This is a genomic window from Acinetobacter sp. 5862, from assembly GCF_024494585.1.
Lineage (GTDB): Bacteria > Pseudomonadota > Gammaproteobacteria > Pseudomonadales > Moraxellaceae > Acinetobacter.
Genome location: NZ_JANHGP010000034.1, coordinates 67582 through 83655, shown reverse-complemented (window position 1 = coordinate 83655; position 16074 = coordinate 67582). Strand labels below are relative to the sequence as shown.

17 protein-coding genes and 2 pseudogenes are annotated in these 16074 nt (G+C 38.9%); 5 read left to right on the top strand and 14 right to left on the bottom strand.

Features of this window, described 5'->3' with window-relative positions; translation table 11 throughout:
• The first annotated feature begins 75 nt into the window (after positions 1–75).
• Positions 76–648 carry a nicotinate-nicotinamide nucleotide adenylyltransferase gene (locus NO346_RS06210; protein ID WP_256414658.1) on the top strand — a complete coding sequence of 191 codons (573 nt, stop codon included), beginning with the start codon at positions 76–78 and terminating at the stop codon, positions 646–648.
• A 15-nt stretch (positions 649–663) separates the two neighbouring features.
• Here NO346_RS06210 and NO346_RS14850 read toward each other — a convergent pair.
• The 7 genes and pseudogenes from NO346_RS14850 to dapD form a co-directional block, all read right to left on the bottom strand.
• Positions 664–762 (bottom strand): annotated as a pseudogene (locus NO346_RS14850) (glyoxalase/bleomycin resistance/extradiol dioxygenase family protein); the annotation flags it as partial.
• Between the two features lie 68 nt (positions 763–830).
• Positions 831–1295 (bottom strand): peroxiredoxin, encoded by a 465-nt coding sequence (locus tag NO346_RS06205; RefSeq protein WP_256414613.1) that lies wholly within the window; start codon positions 1293–1295, stop codon positions 831–833.
• 19 nt (positions 1296–1314) lie between these two features.
• A pseudogene (locus NO346_RS06200) lies at positions 1315–1444 on the bottom strand (ATPase); the annotation flags it as partial.
• A 77-nt stretch (positions 1445–1521) separates the two neighbouring features.
• Positions 1522–1938 (bottom strand): hypothetical protein, encoded by a 417-nt coding sequence (locus tag NO346_RS06195; RefSeq protein ID WP_004777277.1) that lies wholly within the window; start codon positions 1936–1938, stop codon positions 1522–1524.
• Between the two features lie 30 nt (positions 1939–1968).
• Positions 1969–2637 (bottom strand): 7-cyano-7-deazaguanine synthase QueC, encoded by a 669-nt coding sequence (gene queC / locus NO346_RS06190; protein ID WP_256414657.1) that lies wholly within the window; start codon positions 2635–2637, stop codon positions 1969–1971.
• A gap of 77 nt (positions 2638–2714) precedes the next feature.
• Complete coding sequence (gene queE, locus NO346_RS06185) at positions 2715–3425, bottom strand: 7-carboxy-7-deazaguanine synthase QueE (protein WP_256414612.1); 711 nt, start codon at positions 3423–3425, stop codon at positions 2715–2717.
• Between the two features lie 116 nt (positions 3426–3541).
• A complete protein-coding gene (gene dapD, locus NO346_RS06180; RefSeq protein ID WP_256414611.1) occupies positions 3542–4363 on the bottom strand; it encodes a 2,3,4,5-tetrahydropyridine-2,6-dicarboxylate N-succinyltransferase in 822 nt (273 codons plus the stop codon).
• Between the two features lie 292 nt (positions 4364–4655).
• Between dapD and carO the strand changes: the two genes are divergently transcribed.
• Positions 4656–5411, top strand: a complete 756-nt coding sequence (gene carO, locus NO346_RS06175; protein ID WP_256414610.1) for an ornithine uptake porin CarO type 5 — start codon at positions 4656–4658, stop codon at positions 5409–5411.
• A gap of 107 nt (positions 5412–5518) precedes the next feature.
• On the opposite strand, the gene NO346_RS06170 is transcribed toward carO, so the two are convergent.
• The 6 genes from NO346_RS06170 to NO346_RS06145 form a co-directional block, all read right to left on the bottom strand.
• The gene (locus NO346_RS06170) at positions 5519–6442 is read right to left on the bottom strand and encodes a CysB family HTH-type transcriptional regulator (protein WP_256414609.1); all 924 of its coding nucleotides are present in this window, start codon (positions 6440–6442) and stop codon (positions 5519–5521) included.
• A gap of 65 nt (positions 6443–6507) precedes the next feature.
• Positions 6508–7578: a sulfate/molybdate ABC transporter ATP-binding protein gene (locus NO346_RS06165; protein WP_256414608.1), complete on the bottom strand. Its 1071-nt coding sequence runs from the start codon at positions 7576–7578 to the stop codon at positions 6508–6510.
• Between the two features lie 11 nt (positions 7579–7589).
• Positions 7590–8474, bottom strand: coding sequence for a sulfate ABC transporter permease subunit CysW (gene cysW, locus NO346_RS06160; RefSeq protein ID WP_050041906.1), 885 nt, complete (start codon positions 8472–8474; stop codon positions 7590–7592).
• Positions 8471–9304 (bottom strand): sulfate ABC transporter permease subunit CysT, encoded by an 834-nt coding sequence (gene cysT / locus NO346_RS06155; RefSeq protein ID WP_256414607.1) that lies wholly within the window; start codon positions 9302–9304, stop codon positions 8471–8473. Before cysT ends, cysW begins: the two co-directional genes overlap by 4 nt.
• Before the next feature lie 78 nt (positions 9305–9382).
• Positions 9383–9985 carry an alpha/beta hydrolase gene (locus NO346_RS06150; RefSeq protein WP_256414606.1) on the bottom strand — a complete coding sequence of 201 codons (603 nt, stop codon included), beginning with the start codon at positions 9983–9985 and terminating at the stop codon, positions 9383–9385.
• 31 nt (positions 9986–10016) lie between these two features.
• Positions 10017–11024 carry a sulfate ABC transporter substrate-binding protein gene (locus NO346_RS06145; RefSeq protein WP_256414605.1) on the bottom strand — a complete coding sequence of 336 codons (1008 nt, stop codon included), beginning with the start codon at positions 11022–11024 and terminating at the stop codon, positions 10017–10019.
• 384 nt (positions 11025–11408) lie between these two features.
• Between NO346_RS06145 and pabC the strand changes: the two genes are divergently transcribed.
• From pabC to tmk, 3 genes are read left to right on the top strand one after another with little or no spacing between them, the layout of a single operon-like run.
• Complete coding sequence (gene pabC, locus NO346_RS06140; protein WP_256414604.1) at positions 11409–12221, top strand: aminodeoxychorismate lyase; 813 nt, start codon at positions 11409–11411, stop codon at positions 12219–12221.
• Between the two features lies 1 nt (position 12222).
• Positions 12223–13293, top strand: coding sequence for an endolytic transglycosylase MltG (gene mltG, locus NO346_RS06135; RefSeq protein WP_256414603.1), 1071 nt, complete (start codon positions 12223–12225; stop codon positions 13291–13293).
• 8 nt (positions 13294–13301) lie between these two features.
• Positions 13302–13901, top strand: coding sequence for a dTMP kinase (tmk, locus tag NO346_RS06130; protein WP_256414656.1), 600 nt, complete (start codon positions 13302–13304; stop codon positions 13899–13901).
• Positions 13902–14124: 223 nt separating this feature from the next.
• Here tmk and nadB read toward each other — a convergent pair whose 3' ends face one another.
• Entirely contained in the window at positions 14125–15762 is a 1638-nt protein-coding gene (gene nadB / locus NO346_RS06125) for an L-aspartate oxidase (protein WP_256414654.1), read from the bottom strand.
• Positions 15763–16074 lie beyond the last annotated feature (312 nt).

Sequence of the window (16074 nt, the reverse complement as noted above, 5' to 3'; positions counted from 1 at the left end):
TTAAGTGTCCTCATTATGTCGCATATTTACCTAAATGGCGCAACTGATGAGTTCACAAAAAGTGAAATTACACCTATGTACACATTTGACTATCTTGTTTTTATTGGACGCTTTCAGCCTTTTCATTTAGCGCATCTACAAACCATTGAAATTGCATTACAACAAAGTCAGAACGTGATCTTGGCATTGGGTTCAGCGCAAGCAGAACGGAATATCAAAAATCCATTTTTAGCCCATGAACGTGAGCAAATGATTCTGTCTAATTTTTCAGAAGATGAGCAGAAACGGATTCATTTCGTGCATGTGGTTGATGTGTATAACGATGAAAAATGGGTCAAACAAGTCAAAACATTGGTCAATCAAGTGGTTCAGCCAAATGCAAAAGTAGGTTTGATTGGTCACTTCAAAGATGAATCTTCGTATTATTTAGCTTTATTTCCAGAATGGCAGATGGTCGAGTTGGATAGTTTAAAAGATTCTATTTCAGCCACGCCTATGCGAGAAGCCTATTATCGGGGAGAGATTCAAACTGAATTTTTCCCAGCAGGAACGATACGCTTTCTGGAAGAATTTCTAAAATCATCTGTTTATCAGAAGTTGCAGCAACATTTTGATAAAGATGATCGTTCCAATATCGATGAATCTTAAGGGTGGGGAAGAGGATTAAGCATCTTTCCAAAACATGATTCGGTCTAAAAATGGATTGGTGATGCTCAGTTCCAGAGTTTACCAGTCTGTTTTTTCAATTTGGGGGTTAGTGAATGTACCAGACTGCATCAGGCTTCCTCTTAACGAACGCCAAAATGAAACTTGCCTTTTGTTACCTAGGCTTACGAAGCTCCTTGCAGTGCTTTCAAATCTTCAAGCAGCTGTTCGGCATGACCAGCAGCTTTAACTTTGCGATAGCTTTTCACTAACTGTTTGTTGTGAAAAATAAAAGTTGAACGCTCAATGCCCATGACTTGTTTGCCATACATATTTTTTTCTTTGATGACATCAAAATGTTTGCATAACACTTCTTCTTTATCGCTAATTAAATCAATTGTGAGCGCTTGTTTTTCCGTGAAATTTTGATGTGCTTTAACAGAATCTCTAGAGACTCCAAAAATTTGACAATTTAATCCTTCAAATTGATCTTTTAAACACGAAAATCCAATGGCTTGAGTCGTACAACCTGGGGTTGAATCTTTAGGGTAGAAATAAATGACAAGCCATTCGCTGCCTAACTCAGCAAGATTGACTTCACCTTGTGTAGTTGAAAAAGTATGATTCGGTAATTCAATATTCTCAGACATTTTTATTCCTTCTATAAAGCTAAGCGTGATCTAGTTCAAGTGGTAAAAAAGCATATTCTTCATGATAAACAATTTCACCGTGACGTATAGGAATTGCTTTGTTAAAACCTTGTCCTGTCAATCACAATGGTATGGAATTTTCCATCCTCTTCAACATAAAGGAAAGTTTAACAGAGCCTACAAAAAAGCCTGCAATTATGCAGGCTTTAATCTGAACAATACAAGCTTACTTTTTAGGAGCTTGTTGCTGAGCAGCTTTCATTGCTTCCTCAGTTAACTTTTCAAGCTTAGACACCAGTGGTGCACCTAGGCAAGCTTGTAATTCTTTATTTTGTTGCTGTACAAATGCTAAAGAACTTGGGCTTTTCTTCGCATTGATTGCGCTTTGAATTTCCCATTTTTGAGCTTCAGTTACTTTCCCTTGAGCATCAATTTGGCAACCACAAAATTTACTCACTTCCGCAGCTGATAACTTGCCACCTTTAGTGGTTTGTTCCTTACAGACGTTAATCAATGCAGATTTTACATTGGTACTTTTATATGCTGCTTGTAATGGATTATCAGCTGCGTGAGTTGCCATTGCAAATAAAGCAGTCGCTGACATCATTGTAGAAAGAATAAGATTTGATTTTAAAAACTTCATATATTGTACCTAATGATTGCCCTAAATCATCTATTGGGTATAGCGTGTAGGGTCCGCAATACCTGCTTCGATAAAACCTTGTTGACGTAAACGGCAACTGTCGCATTTGCCACAGGCACGTCCTTGAGCATCTGCCTGATAGCAGGATACTGTTTGGCTATAGTCTACGCCATGTTCGATACCTAAGCGTATAATATTCGCTTTGGATAAATGTAACAAAGGTGTTTCAATTTTGAGAGGTTTTCCTTCCACGCCTGCCTTTGTTGCCAAACGCGCAAGATTGGCAAAAGCGTCAATAAATTCTGGGCGACAATCTGGATATCCTGAATAATCAACAGCATTGACACCAATCACAATGGCTTGAGCGTCAAAAACTTCCGCTGCTGCAAGGGCATATGAAAGGAAAATGGTGTTACGCGCTGGAACATAAGTTACAGGAATCCCTTCTTGTAATTGTTCAGGTACATCAATGTTATGATCTGTAAGTGCAGAGCCGCCTAAATTGCCTAAATCAATATTAATCACACGATGTTCTACACCTGCACGTTGTGCGAGTGCTTTGGCTGCATCAAGTTCGGTGGTTGAGCGTTGACCATACATAAAGCTTAATGCAATACAATCATAATTTGCTTGTGCCCAAGCAAGACACGTTGTTGAGTCTAAGCCACCAGACAATAATACGATGGCACGAGAATGCATATTATTTTCCATGATTCAACCTAAAAATAAATTTGATAAAAGCCGATCTATTTTGCAGAACGGATATGTTGAGTATTTTAACGACCAGATTCATCATTCCATAACAGCTTATGTAACTGTAATTGGAAGCGAACAGGGAGATGGTCATCTAAAATCCATTGAGCTAAGTCACGCGCCAAGGCGGGCAATCCGACAGCTCTTTTTTCGATAGCAAAGGCTGGTGAAAACCATACTGTACTTACTTTATCTTGCAACTGAAATTGTTCAAGTTGCTGTTTTGACCACTCATAGTCAGCACGATTACAAATCACAAATTTAATCTGGTCATGTGGGGTGAGATGGTCAAGATTACTATATAGATTACGATGCTCTTCTTTTGACGTTGGTGTTTTTAAATCCAACACTTTGGAAACACGAGGGTCAACTTTCGATACATCTAAAGCACCGCTGGTTTCAAGTGAAACTTCAAATCCAAGATCACAAAGACGTTGTAATAAAATCAGACAGTTTGGTTGTGCAAGCGGTTCGCCACCTGTCACACAGATATAAGGTGTTTTATGTTGGCTTGCTGTTTCGATAATCTGTTCAAGGGATAAACGTTCACCACCTTCAAATGAATAAGTCGTATCACAATAACTACAACGTAAAGGACAACCCGTTAAACGAATAAAAACAGTCGGTAAACCAAAAGTATTCGCTTCGCCTTGCAAAGAATAGAAGATCTCGGTAATACGTAAACCAGCCGCAGGATCAGATACAGGAATTGCAGAAGAACGTAAGGAAGCCATAAATAGTTACCACAAACAGTTGCTACATAAGCAGCAAGTACATAAAAAACAAAATCTCTACGACCATAGCTGATCGTAGAGACGAGAAGCGATGAAACTCCGAGAAACGTTATAAATTAGTCTGCACGTAATAAATCGTTCAAGCTAGTTTTTGCACGTGTTTTCGCATCTACTTTTTTCACAATAATTGCAGCATAAAGGCTGTAAGTACCACATTTCGATGGAAGGCTACCTGCAACAACGACTGAACCTGCTGGTACGCGACCATAGTGAATCTCACCTGTTTCACGATCAAAGATTTTAGTTGATTGACCAATGAATACGCCCATTGAAATCACTGAACCTTCTTCAACAATCACGCCTTCAACGATTTCAGAACGGGCACCAATGAAGCAGTTGTCTTCAATAATCGTTGGATTTGCTTGTAATGGTTCGAGTACACCACCGATACCAACACCACCAGATAAATGAACGTTTTTACCGATTTGAGCACATGAACCCACAGTTGCCCATGTATCAACCATGGTACCTTCATCTACATAAGCACCAATATTGACATACGATGGCATCAATACGACATTTTTCGCTTGGAAGCTACCACGACGAGCAACAGCAGGTGGTACAATACGGACACCAGCAGCTTTAAATTGTTCTTCAGTCCAACCTGAATATTTTGTTGCAACCTTGTCATAAAACTGTAGATCACATGCTTCGATTGGCTGGTTGTCATTCAGTTTGAATGAAAGTAAAACAGCTTTTTTTAGCCATTGGTGAACAACCCACTCACCATCGATTTTTTCAGCGACACGAAGTGTACCATTGTCTAAACCTGTTAGCGCCTCTTCAACAGCTTGACGAATTTCAGTAGGGCAATCTGCTGCACTGTAGTTTGCACGGTCTTCAAAGGCTTGTTCAATGATTGTAGAAAGCTGAGACATGATCTTCATTCTTCCAAAAATAAATTTCCGAGATTTTACACTAATTTGATACAAGAATCTTTGAAAAAAGTCGTTACAATAAAGTGTTTTAAAATTAAGCAATAAAATTGTAATAAATTCGGATTTAATTGTTTTTTATCCATTATTTTGAAATATACAATTATCCTTAATTTGTATCAAAAAATAACAGAAAGTAATCAGTTTCTGTATAAAAAGATATCAATCATTCTTTTAAGATTTTACTACAGTAACAACTATACCTTAGATAAAAGTATTTTTTGAGGAGACTTCAATGAAAGCTTTGCGCGTTATTTTGGCTGCAGGTGCATTAACAGCGATTGCAGGTTCTGCTTTAGCAGCAGATGAACAAGTTGTGAAGGAATCAGGTTCTACGTTTCCTTCATACTTAGATCCAGTTTCAGTTCGTGCTGAAGTGGGTACTACAGGTTATGGTGGTGCAATTTCTTATCGTGTTAATCCATATGTAGGTTTAAGCCTTGGTTACAATGGTGGCGATATTTCATGGTCTGACAATTTGAAAATTGACGGTACCAAATATGATATGGATATGGAGAATAACAACACATATTTAAATGCTGAACTTTATCCATGGGGTGCGAGTCAAAATGCGTTCGCTCGTTCACTTTATGTAGCTGCTGGTGTTGCTTACTTGGATAATGAATATGGTTTGACTAAAAATGTTGGTAGCAATAGTTTAGTAAAAGTGAATGGTGAACGATTCACTACAACTTCAACTCAAAGTGCCAAAATTGATGGTACGATGAACTACGATAATAATATCTCACCATATTTAGGCTTTGGTTTAAATGCACCAGTATATAAAAATATTGGTTTATTTGGTGAGGTAGGTGCTTATTATACAGGCAATCCAACAGTTAGCTTAAAAACATCTGGTGATAATCAAATCATTGGTAGCAATGGTAATACATTAGAAAGTGCTGTTGAAAAAGAGCAACGTAATATTGAAAACAAAAGTAAGTATGAGTGGATGCCAGTGGCTAAAGTGGGTGTGAGCTTTAAGTTCTAATGCACCAACTCTGCATAAAAAAACGAGCTTAAAGCTCGTTTTTTTATGCTCAGATTTTAGGTAAAAATAAATGGCTAATAGTAGTAAGGCCATTCATTTTGTTAGATTTATTCTTCTGGATAAGCCACTTTTTTAAGTTCTTTGATGTTTGTTTTTGGAGAACATAAAGAAATAAATTCATAACCATAGCCACGTAAAAGATGTCCTTTACGTACCGCGATCCATGTGGTATTGGCACCAAAAATATCGGTTTTGATCTGTTGTAGACGATAATCTCGCTCAGCATCATAGGCGACATCATTGACAATACCCACACCCATATTCAGTTCAACATAGGTTTTGATGACATCGGCATCAAGGGCGGACATGACAATGTTGGCATGCAGTTGTGCATCGTCAAAGGCCTTGTCAATCTTGGAGCGTCCAGTAAAGCCGCCATGATATGTAATCAATGGATATTTGGCTAATACATCTAAACTAATTTTATCTAATTTAGTCAACGGGTGGTCTTTAGGTGTAATGATACTATGATGCCATTCATAATAAGGTACGCTTGCTAAGTTCTCTTCCGTCGTCAAAGATTCAGTTGCGATACCAATATCTGCTTCACCTTGGAGTAGCATTTCTGAGATTTCAACAGGACTCGCTTGTTGTAAAACCAAATGTACTTTTGGGAATAATTTTTTAAACTGATTCACAATCGGTGGAAGAACATACCGTGCTTGGGTATGCGTTGTTGCAATCGTTAATGTCCCCTCATCAACTTTATTAAAATCATCTGCGAGACGTTTAATATTGTCAGCATCAACTAACATACGCTCCACAATGCTTAATAACGATTGACCTGGTTCAGTCAAACCAAGTAAACGTTTACCTTTACGTACAAAGAGTTGTACACCTAACTCATCTTCTAAATCTTTAATGTGCTTACTGACACCAGATTGGGAGGTATAAAGTGCCGCAGAAGCTTCAGTTAAATTAAAGTTTTGGCGAACAGTTTCTCGAATAATTCTGAGTTGTTGAAAGTTCATAATAATTTTTCCACATAAAAGATGAGGAACGATCAAATTTATTTAATCACCCTCAAGATATTATTCTAAGCAACTTGAGTCGTTTGGTCTGCAAATAAATGAAGTTGAGCTGCACTAATCCAGACGGTTTGGTTTGGTCTGAATTGATGCAAATTAGCTTCTTCTACACTTAGTAAAATTTCGATAGTACGCCCACTGCGATCTTGTAACTCCGCAATCACTTTACCAGCAATCCAGACTTCACGTAGAAACGTTGCCTCAATGGTATTGGGCTGTGGTTGTGCATGAATATGTAGTTCATTTGGTCGTGCAAAGGCGATCACTTTGCCTTGCGGTGCATCAATAGCAGTCGGTAACTGAATACGGTCATCACCGAGGCGGATGATACCGCTAGTATGTTCGCCTTCAAAACGATTTGCTTGACCTAAGAAATCAAAAACAAAGGGGGTTGCTGGTTTTTCATAAACTTCACGAGGTGAACCAATTTGTTCAACATCACCTTTATTCATGACAATAATTTGGTCTGCGACTTCCAAAGCCTCTTCTTGGTCATGTGTAACAAAAATAGATGTGATATGTAGTTCATCATGTAAGGTTCGTAACCAACGGCGTAATTCTTTACGAACTTTGGCATCTAGTGCACCGAAAGGCTCATCGAGTAACAAAACACGTGGTTCTACTGCAAGAGCGCGTGCTAGTGCAATACGTTGACGTTGTCCACCTGAAAGTTGAGCAGGGTAACGATCAGCTAAGAATCCAAGTTGAACCAAATCTAATAAGCGCGTGACACGTTTTTTAATTTCGGCTTCTGATGGACGAGTTGCACGTGGGCGAACGCGTAAACCAAAAGCAATATTATCAAACACCGTCATATGGCGGAATAAGGCATAGTGCTGAAATACAAAACCGACTTGACGTTCACGAACATGGATATTGGTGGCATCTTCGCCTTCAAGTAAAACTTGACCATGATCAGCAGATTCTAAACCCGCGATGATGCGTAATAATGTTGTTTTTCCACAGCCTGAAGGACCAAGCAAAGCGACTAATTCACCTTCAGGAAAGTCTAAAGAGATATTTTTGAGTGCATGGAATGCACCGAAGTGTTTTTCAATATTTTTAACTTGAATACTCATGTGTTCATTCCTTAGTGATTCGGTTGATGTTCATTTGCTTGGTCTTGCCGTATTTCTAACCAAGTTTTCAAGATCAATGTGATAATCGCTAAAAATGCCAGTAACGAAGACACAGCAAATGCAGCACTAAAGGTATATTCGTTATAAAGAATCTCGACGTGTAACGGCAGGGTATTGGTTTCACCGCGGATGTGTCCTGAAACCACAGACACCGCACCAAATTCTCCCATTGCACGGGCATTACACAGAATCACACCGTAAATCAAACCCCATTTAATATTTGGTAGGGTCACTTTCCAAAAGGTTTGCCACCCTGAAGCACCGAGTACAATCGCAGCTTCTTCTTCTTCGGTCCCTTGTGCTTCCATGAGTGGAATTAATTCACGAGCAACAAAAGGAACAGTAATAAAAATTGTGGCTAAAACAATGGCAGGTACGGCATAAAGGATTTTAATATCGTGATCCATTAACCAACCGCCAACCCAACCTTGTGAACCAAAAATCAGAACCAACATTAAACCTGCAATTACAGGGGAGACTGAAAATGGCATATCAATAATGGTGGTCAAGATGGCTTTGCCACGGAACTGGAATTTAGCCACAGCCCAAGCAGCCGCGACACCAAAAACTACATTAATCGGTACAGCAATCGCTGCTGTCAATAAGGTTAGTTTGACTGCCGACAGGGTGTCAGAATCAGTTAAGGCATTGATGTAAACTGAAAGACCTTGTTTAAATGCTTCAACAAAAACCAAAATGAGCGGTAGTATTAAGCAACTTAAGAAGAAAATCAGTGCAATACTAATTAATGTATAACGGACCCATGTTGGTTCACGGGTTGAATCACGAGATTGCAACTTTATGGCTAAAGCATTGCTATTGGTATTTAAACTCATTGCGCAGTTCTCCCTGTACGACGGCTCGCCCATGCTTGTACTAAATTAATTAAAAATAAGATGACAAAAGAGAGAACAAGCATCACGACAGCAATCGTAGTCGCTCCAGCATAATCATATTCCTCTAAACGAGAGATGATCATGAGGGGGGCAATTTCGGTCTTATAGGGTTGATTCCCTGCAATAAAAATAACTGAGCCATATTCACCGACACCACGAGCAAATGCCAAAGCAAAGCCTGTTAATAGTGCAGGGAATAGGATGGGTAAAATGATTTTAGTAATGGTTTGCCAGCGATTTGCACCGAGTGCAGAAGCCGCTTCTTCAAGTTCAGTTTCAATGTCACTCAAAACAGGTTGCACGGTACGTACTACAAACGGTAAACCAATAAAAATTAATGCAAGGGTAATACCAATCGGAGTGTACGCCACTTGAATTCCTAGAGGTTCAAGATATTGACCAATCCAACCTGTAGGTGCATATAACGAGGTTAATGCAATCCCAGCCACTGCGGTAGGCAAAGCAAAAGGTAAATCGACCAAAGCATCGACGACTCTTTTACCTGGGAAATTATAACGAACCAAGCACCAAGCCAGCAGTATGCCAAAGATTATATTGACTAAAGAAGCAATCAATGCAGTACTAAAGCTGAGTTGTAACGATTTTAAAATTCGTTCTGAAGTAAGAATTTCCCATAATCCATCCCATCCAATCCCTAAAGATTTGATAAATACAGCTGATAAAGGAATAAGTACGATAAAAGATACATAAGCGAGGGTGAAGCCCAAAGACAGACCAAACCCAGGCAGCACTCGGGAACGCTGCGACATGATATTTCCTCAAAGAGAAATATTTGCTAAAACCAGCAAATAAATAACACTAAAACCAAAAAATACTGAGATCGGAATCTAGGCAAATTTCAAATTAAAATTTGCCTGACTCATTCGAATTACAGGTTGCAGTTTTTTTTCAGGCAACATGTAATTAAGGATGTCCGGAAAAGGGCCGAATCCAGATGCCACATTGATGTGACCTACTTGCCCCAAATTGATTGGTGTCAGTTTCCAAGCCTGTGCCAGTTGTAAAGCATCGAAATAACCTAACCAAGGATCATTTTCACTGATTAATAAAGTCGTTGGCACATCAATATTAAGCTGATGGAAATACTTTTTGTAATCAGTCAAGCTGTGACGAGCAAAGCCCGCTTCGCCAAATCGTGCAGGATTTGCAGGTGCAACCAAAATTAATTTTTTTACTTTTGTTTGTAACTCTGGATGTTCAGCTAAAGCAGCAACACTGGTTAAACAGCCAAAGCTATGAGCAACAATTTGTATTGGTGCTTCTATAGTCGCAACGGTTTTAACAAATTGAGCAACCCATTCGTTTAAAACGGGTCGGTCCCAATGTTTCTGTTGAACGCGGGAGCTAGACACGAGTTGTTGTTGTAACCAAGATTGCCAATGTTGAGCTTCGCTACCCCCAACACCAGGAACAATTACGGTATGAATCATGTCCGCTCTCCTTATTTACCTAATTAGTAAATTATTTTGTGGTGCTGTTGATCTTGACGATTTGATCGAAAATACCGCCATTATCAAAATGAGTTTTTTGTACTTTGGTCCAACCACCAAACTCTTTATCGATCGTGACAAGCTTCAGAGGTTTAAAAGTGGCGCTATATTTCTTTAAAACAGCTGCATTACGAGGACGATAGAAGTTACGTGCTGCAATTTCCTGACCCGCTGGAGAATATAAGTAGTTCAAATAGCCACGAGCGATTTGTAAATTACCTTTTTTCTCAGCATTTTTTTCTACAACCGCCACTGGAGGTTCAGCCAAAATTGAAAGTGACGGTGTAACGATCTCAAATTTACCTGGTTGTTCACGTACTGCTAGGAATGCTTCATTTTCCCAAGCCAGTAAAACATCACCGATGCCGCGTTCAGCAAATGTAGTAGTTGCGCCACGTGCACCTGAATCAAGTACTTTAGTTTGTTTGTAAATTTGGCGAACAAATTCTTGTGCCTTGGCATCGTTACCACCTTTTTGGTGTTTTGCCCATGCCCAAGCACCTAAATAGTTCCAACGTGCGCCACCTGATGTTTTTGGATTTGGTGTAATAATTTCTACACCTGGTTTAACCAGATCACCCCAATCTTTAATTTGTTTTGGGTTGCCTTTACGCACAAGGAAAACAATCGTTGAGGTGTAAGGCGTGGAGTTATTTGGTAGTTTCTTCTGCCAATCAGCTGGAAGCAGTTTTGCATTTTCAGCAATTTCATCAATATCTGCTGCAAGGGCAAGTGTTACGACATCAGCATTTAAGCCATCAATCACGGCACGTGCCTGTTTGCCTGAACCCCCATGGGATTGTTTGAAATCAATGTCCTGTCCTGTACGCTGTTTCCAGAAAGCACCAAACTGCTTGTTGAAATCGGTATAAAGCTCGCGAGTTGGATCATAAGAGACATTTAAAAACTCTTGTGCCGCGAAAGATGAAACGGAGAGTAATGCGGCAATAACACCGACTTTTAACTGAGATAAACGCATGAAAAACCCCTTGAAATTAAATCTTGATTTGGAATATGGATGCAGCATAACGCCAGTTTTTTTGCAAAAAAAATAATTAAAAACGAATTTGATATGAGGAAAAAAGAAATATAAAAAAGACATAACTTATGCTGAATTTCTGATAATTGTTTCGTATATAGCTATAAAACAAGATGTTGAATTTGATTCATATTGAATGTTTATTTAAAAATGAGTTTCGGTAGATTAAGCCTGAATATATTTAGAGAGTCCGTGCTAATTCGAGTTGTTAATAAACGATTGGATTCTAGATCATGATGAATGAGGCATGGATTGTGTACATGCTTTTGCCAAACTTAGGTTTCAGGGTATGATGACGATGTGTTGGAGACTGAATTTTTGATCATGCAGTGTTATAAAAATGGACAATTGATTGATTCGATTCCGTTGTTAGATCGAGCCTTTCATTATGGAGATGGTTGCTTTACCACTGCGCGAATTTTTCAAGATACGTTTGAACTAAAACAATTACACTTTGCTCGTTTGGCATTGGCTTGCCAAAGATTAAGTCTTGATGTGGATTTATCGGTCATAGATAGATCCTTAGTACAACTACAACAACAGCATTTTACCTTGAATGGTACCTTAAAAATCGTGATTAGTCGAGGCGAGGGAGATCGAGGATATAGCTTACCTTTACATGCTGCTGATGTTTATGTTTGGTATTACCCTAAAGTCATGCAAGTTTTTCAACCAGAGTGGATTGAGAGTGGAGTACTCAATCATGCTCTAGGTTTGAATATGCCGCATTTAGTGGGTTTAAAAACATTAAACCGTTTAGAACAAGTGTTATTAAAGCAGGAAGCTGACCATCAGGGGTGGCTTGAAGCATTGGTAACTGATGTACAAGGTTATATTGTAGAAGGGGTGAGCAGTAATTGTTTTATTCGTATAAATGACCGATGGATTACACCAGAACTTCGTTATAATGGCGTTCACGGCGTCATGCGAGCCAAGATTCTATCTCGTATGAAGCAACAGAATATTGAATGTGAGCAAAGTTGTGTAGAGATTAATGATATTGAACGTATTCAAAGTCTATTTTTCTGCAACGCTTTACATCCGATGAAAGCAGTTATTCGATTTAATGGTCGGGCTTTTGAGCAGCAACCCTACCTTGATTTATTTGAAACATTGAAACTTAGCCAGATTGATTAATATGCCAAAGCCACCAACAACCCAAGCCAAAACAAAGAAAAAGCCAAAAGCTCAACCGAAGTCTAAGTTTTCTATCAAAGCCTTATTGATTGTAATCATCGTCTTTTTTTTGCTCGTACTTGGTGTGCTTTGGGCAAGTTTATTTAAGAACTATCCAGTCGAAGGGAAAAAGCAGGTTCTGGTCATTTCTTCGGGAGACACTTACTCAAAATTTATTGATCATCTAGCCAAAGAAAACAAAGTTAATTTCCCTATTATTTTAAAGATTTATCAAAAATTTATGATTCACGACAGTTTGAAAGCTGGTGTGTATGAAATCAATAAAGGGATGAGTGTTCGTCAAGTACTTGATATGCTATCTGATGCTGAAAATGCACAAATGAATCGTATTTTGGTGATTGAAGGGACAACTTTTAAACAATTGCTACAGAATTTAAAGAAAGATCCGAATGTTAGCAAGACTATTTTAGATCTACCACAAGACCAATTATTAAAAGCTTTAGATATTCCTTATTCACACCCTGAAGGTTTATTTGCACCAGATACTTATTTCTTTGCCAAGGGCGAAACAGATAAGAAAATCTTAACGGATTTATATCGCCGTCAAATGAAATCATTAGATGAAGCTTGGGCAAAAAAAGCACCGAACTTACCCTATAATGATAAATATCAAGCTCTAATTATGGCTTCGATTATTGAAAAAGAAACCAGTTTAGATAGTGAACTAGAACAAGTTTCAGGTGTATTTGTACGTCGTTTAAAAATCGGTATGCGTCTACAAACTGATCCAACCGTAATTTATGGTATGGGGGATAATTATAAGGGCAATATCACTCGCAATGATTTACGGACACCAACGCCTTATAATACATACACGATCAATGGTTTGCCGCCAACTCCGATTGCATTGCCAAGTAAAAAAGCGATTGAAGCAGCAATGCATCCAGACGATGCTAAAAATATTTACTTTGTTGCTACAGGTAATGGTGGGCATAAATTTACAGCTTCTTTAGAAGATCATAATCGTGCAGTTCAAGAATATTTAACTGCGTTACGCGCAAAGCAAAAGTAGGATGAATGATGTTTATTAGTTTTGAAGGTACGGAAGGTGTAGGTAAGACGACACTCATCCGTAAAATTCATCAGTACTTTGAACAGCAAGGTAAAGAAGTCGTTTTGACGCGTGAACCGGGTGGAACGCCGTTAGCTGAACAGATTCGCTCTTTATTATTAGCGGTGAATCACGAAGAGCAAATGAGTCATGATACTGAGTTGTTATTGATTTATGCAGCACGTGCGCAACATTTACAACAAGTGATTTTACCTGCATTAGAGGCAGGCAAGATTGTGTTGAGTGATCGTTTTACTGATGCCAGCTTTGCATATCAATGTTCTGGACGTGGTTTAAGTCAGGAAAAGTTGCAATTATTAAATCAAACTTTTGTGGCGAAAATGCCGAATATTACCTTTTGGTTGGATGCGCCGATTGAGTTGGGCATGACTCGTGCACGAGAGCGTGGCGCCCTAGATCGTTTTGAACAAGAGAAACTAAGTTTTTTTGCCAAAGTGCGTGCGGGTTATGAGACCTTGTGGCAAGCAGAGCCTGAACGGATGAAGCGTTTAGATGCAATGCAGAATGCGGATGTGGTGTTTGAAGAAGCTTTGCAATATTTGAAATAAAATAGCTATATTCTCAATCTTTATTGTTGAAAAAGTTTGAAATCACGCTTTGAACTCTATTACTTATGCCTTACTTTTCAAGGATGAAAAGTAACAAAAATCCTTTGTTGAGCTGACGGTACATCCTTGATACCGCAGCTCAACGGGCGACATCCATGTCGCCTACCTCGATAGTAAATAATAGCCTTAAGTTGTCTTGAAAGCTCCAAAAAACTTAAAAGTATTACTCATTCACCAACAACTGTTCCACCTTAAAATTCGGTGGAGTCAACACTGTCTTGCGAATTTCATTAGAAAGCTCAGGATAATCCAACGTGTAATGCAAACCACGAGATTCCTTACGTTCCATCGCACAACGTACTATCATTTCGGAAACTAAAACGAGGTTACGCAATTCGATCAGGTTCTTACTGACGCGGTAATCTTGATAGTATTCGTTGATTTCACGCTTCAACATCTCAATACGATGTAACGCACGTTGTAGACGTTTAGTGGTGCGAACAATACCCACATAGTTCCACATGGTTGAACGCAATTCATCCCAATTTTGTAAGATCACAACATCTTCATCGGCATCAGTCACTTGAGACTCATCCCAAGACGGTACATCTGGAAATTCAAAGCTAATATTATGTTTGTTTTGAATATCTTCCGCTGCACTCATGCCATAAACGAAACATTCAAGCAGTGAGTTACTTGCCATACGGTTAGCACCGTGTAAGCCAGTATATGAAGTTTCGCCAATCGCATATAAACCATCTAAGTCAGTTTGGCTATGCTCATCTACAACGACACCACCACAGGTATAGTGCGCTGCTGGAACAACAGGAATCATATCTTTGGTAATATCAATCCCAAGTTCGAGCAAGCGTGCGTAAAGCGTAGGGAAGTGCTCGGTGATAAATTCAGGTGATTTATGTGTGATATCTAACCAAACATGACGAATACCTAAACGTTTGATTTCATAATCAATCGCACGTGCAACAATATCGCGTGGCGCAAGTTCAGCACGTTCGTCAAGACGCAACATAAAACGTTCACCATCAGGCAAACGTAAATAAGCACCTTCACCACGCATGGCTTCAGTAATAAGGAAAGAACGCGCTTTCGGGTGATACAAACACGTTGGATGGAATTGGTTAAATTCCATATTGGCAACACGACAACCAGCTCGATAAGCCATCGCGATACCATCACCTGTTGCAATGTCTGGGTTAGAGGTATAGAGATAAGCTTTCATTGCGCCACCACAGGCCAAAGCTGTGAAAGGGGCTAAAAATGTATGAACTTGTTCTGTTTTTTCATTTAATGCATATAAACCAATCGCACGATTATTTTTGTCTTGATGACCAAGTTTATGTAATGTGATGAGGTCAATCGCAATATAATTTTCAAAAATTGTAATATTTTTACGTTCTTTAGCACGTTCAACAAGCGTGGTTGAAATTGCCTTACCTGTTGCATCAGCAGAATGAATGATACGGCGTTGTGAATGACCACCTTCACGAGTGAGGTGTAATTGCTCATCATCATCTAAAGTGAATTGAACACCTTGCTTCAATAAGAAATCAACAGAAGGCTTGCCACCTTCGACTGTATGTTTCACGGCGTCCAACTCACAAAGATGTCCGCCTGCAATCATAGTGTCATTAATATGTTGTTGAATTGAATCAGTCTCGTCTAAGACAGCAGCAACACCACCTTGAGCATAAAAAGTACTGGCTTCTGTGAGCTCAGCTTTTGCTAAAATGGCAATGTTGTAATGACTCGGTAAAGAGAGTGCAAGACTTAAACCTGCACCGCCACTGCCCACAATTATCACGTCAAAATGGTGAATTGTTTTTAAATCAGGCATGTCGATCTGCTTCAGTTTTAAACGTTCACTAATGACAACGCTTTTTAACAAAAAAGGCAAGTGCCAATCTGCCTAGAATTGAACGATTTTTTAGCGAATGTAAACAATTTTCACTGATATGAATTGTCAATCACCTTAAAGTCTAATAAGGATAATTATTCAATACATCATTTTAATCTAATATTAAGTTGCCCACGATAAAAAGTTAATAAGCTTATAAATCATGGAGACTTTCTCCATAATTTATTCACATTTCAATATGCTACATCGTTGTATGCATTGAAAATATCAACATATTTTTACGAAGATTACAGTTGG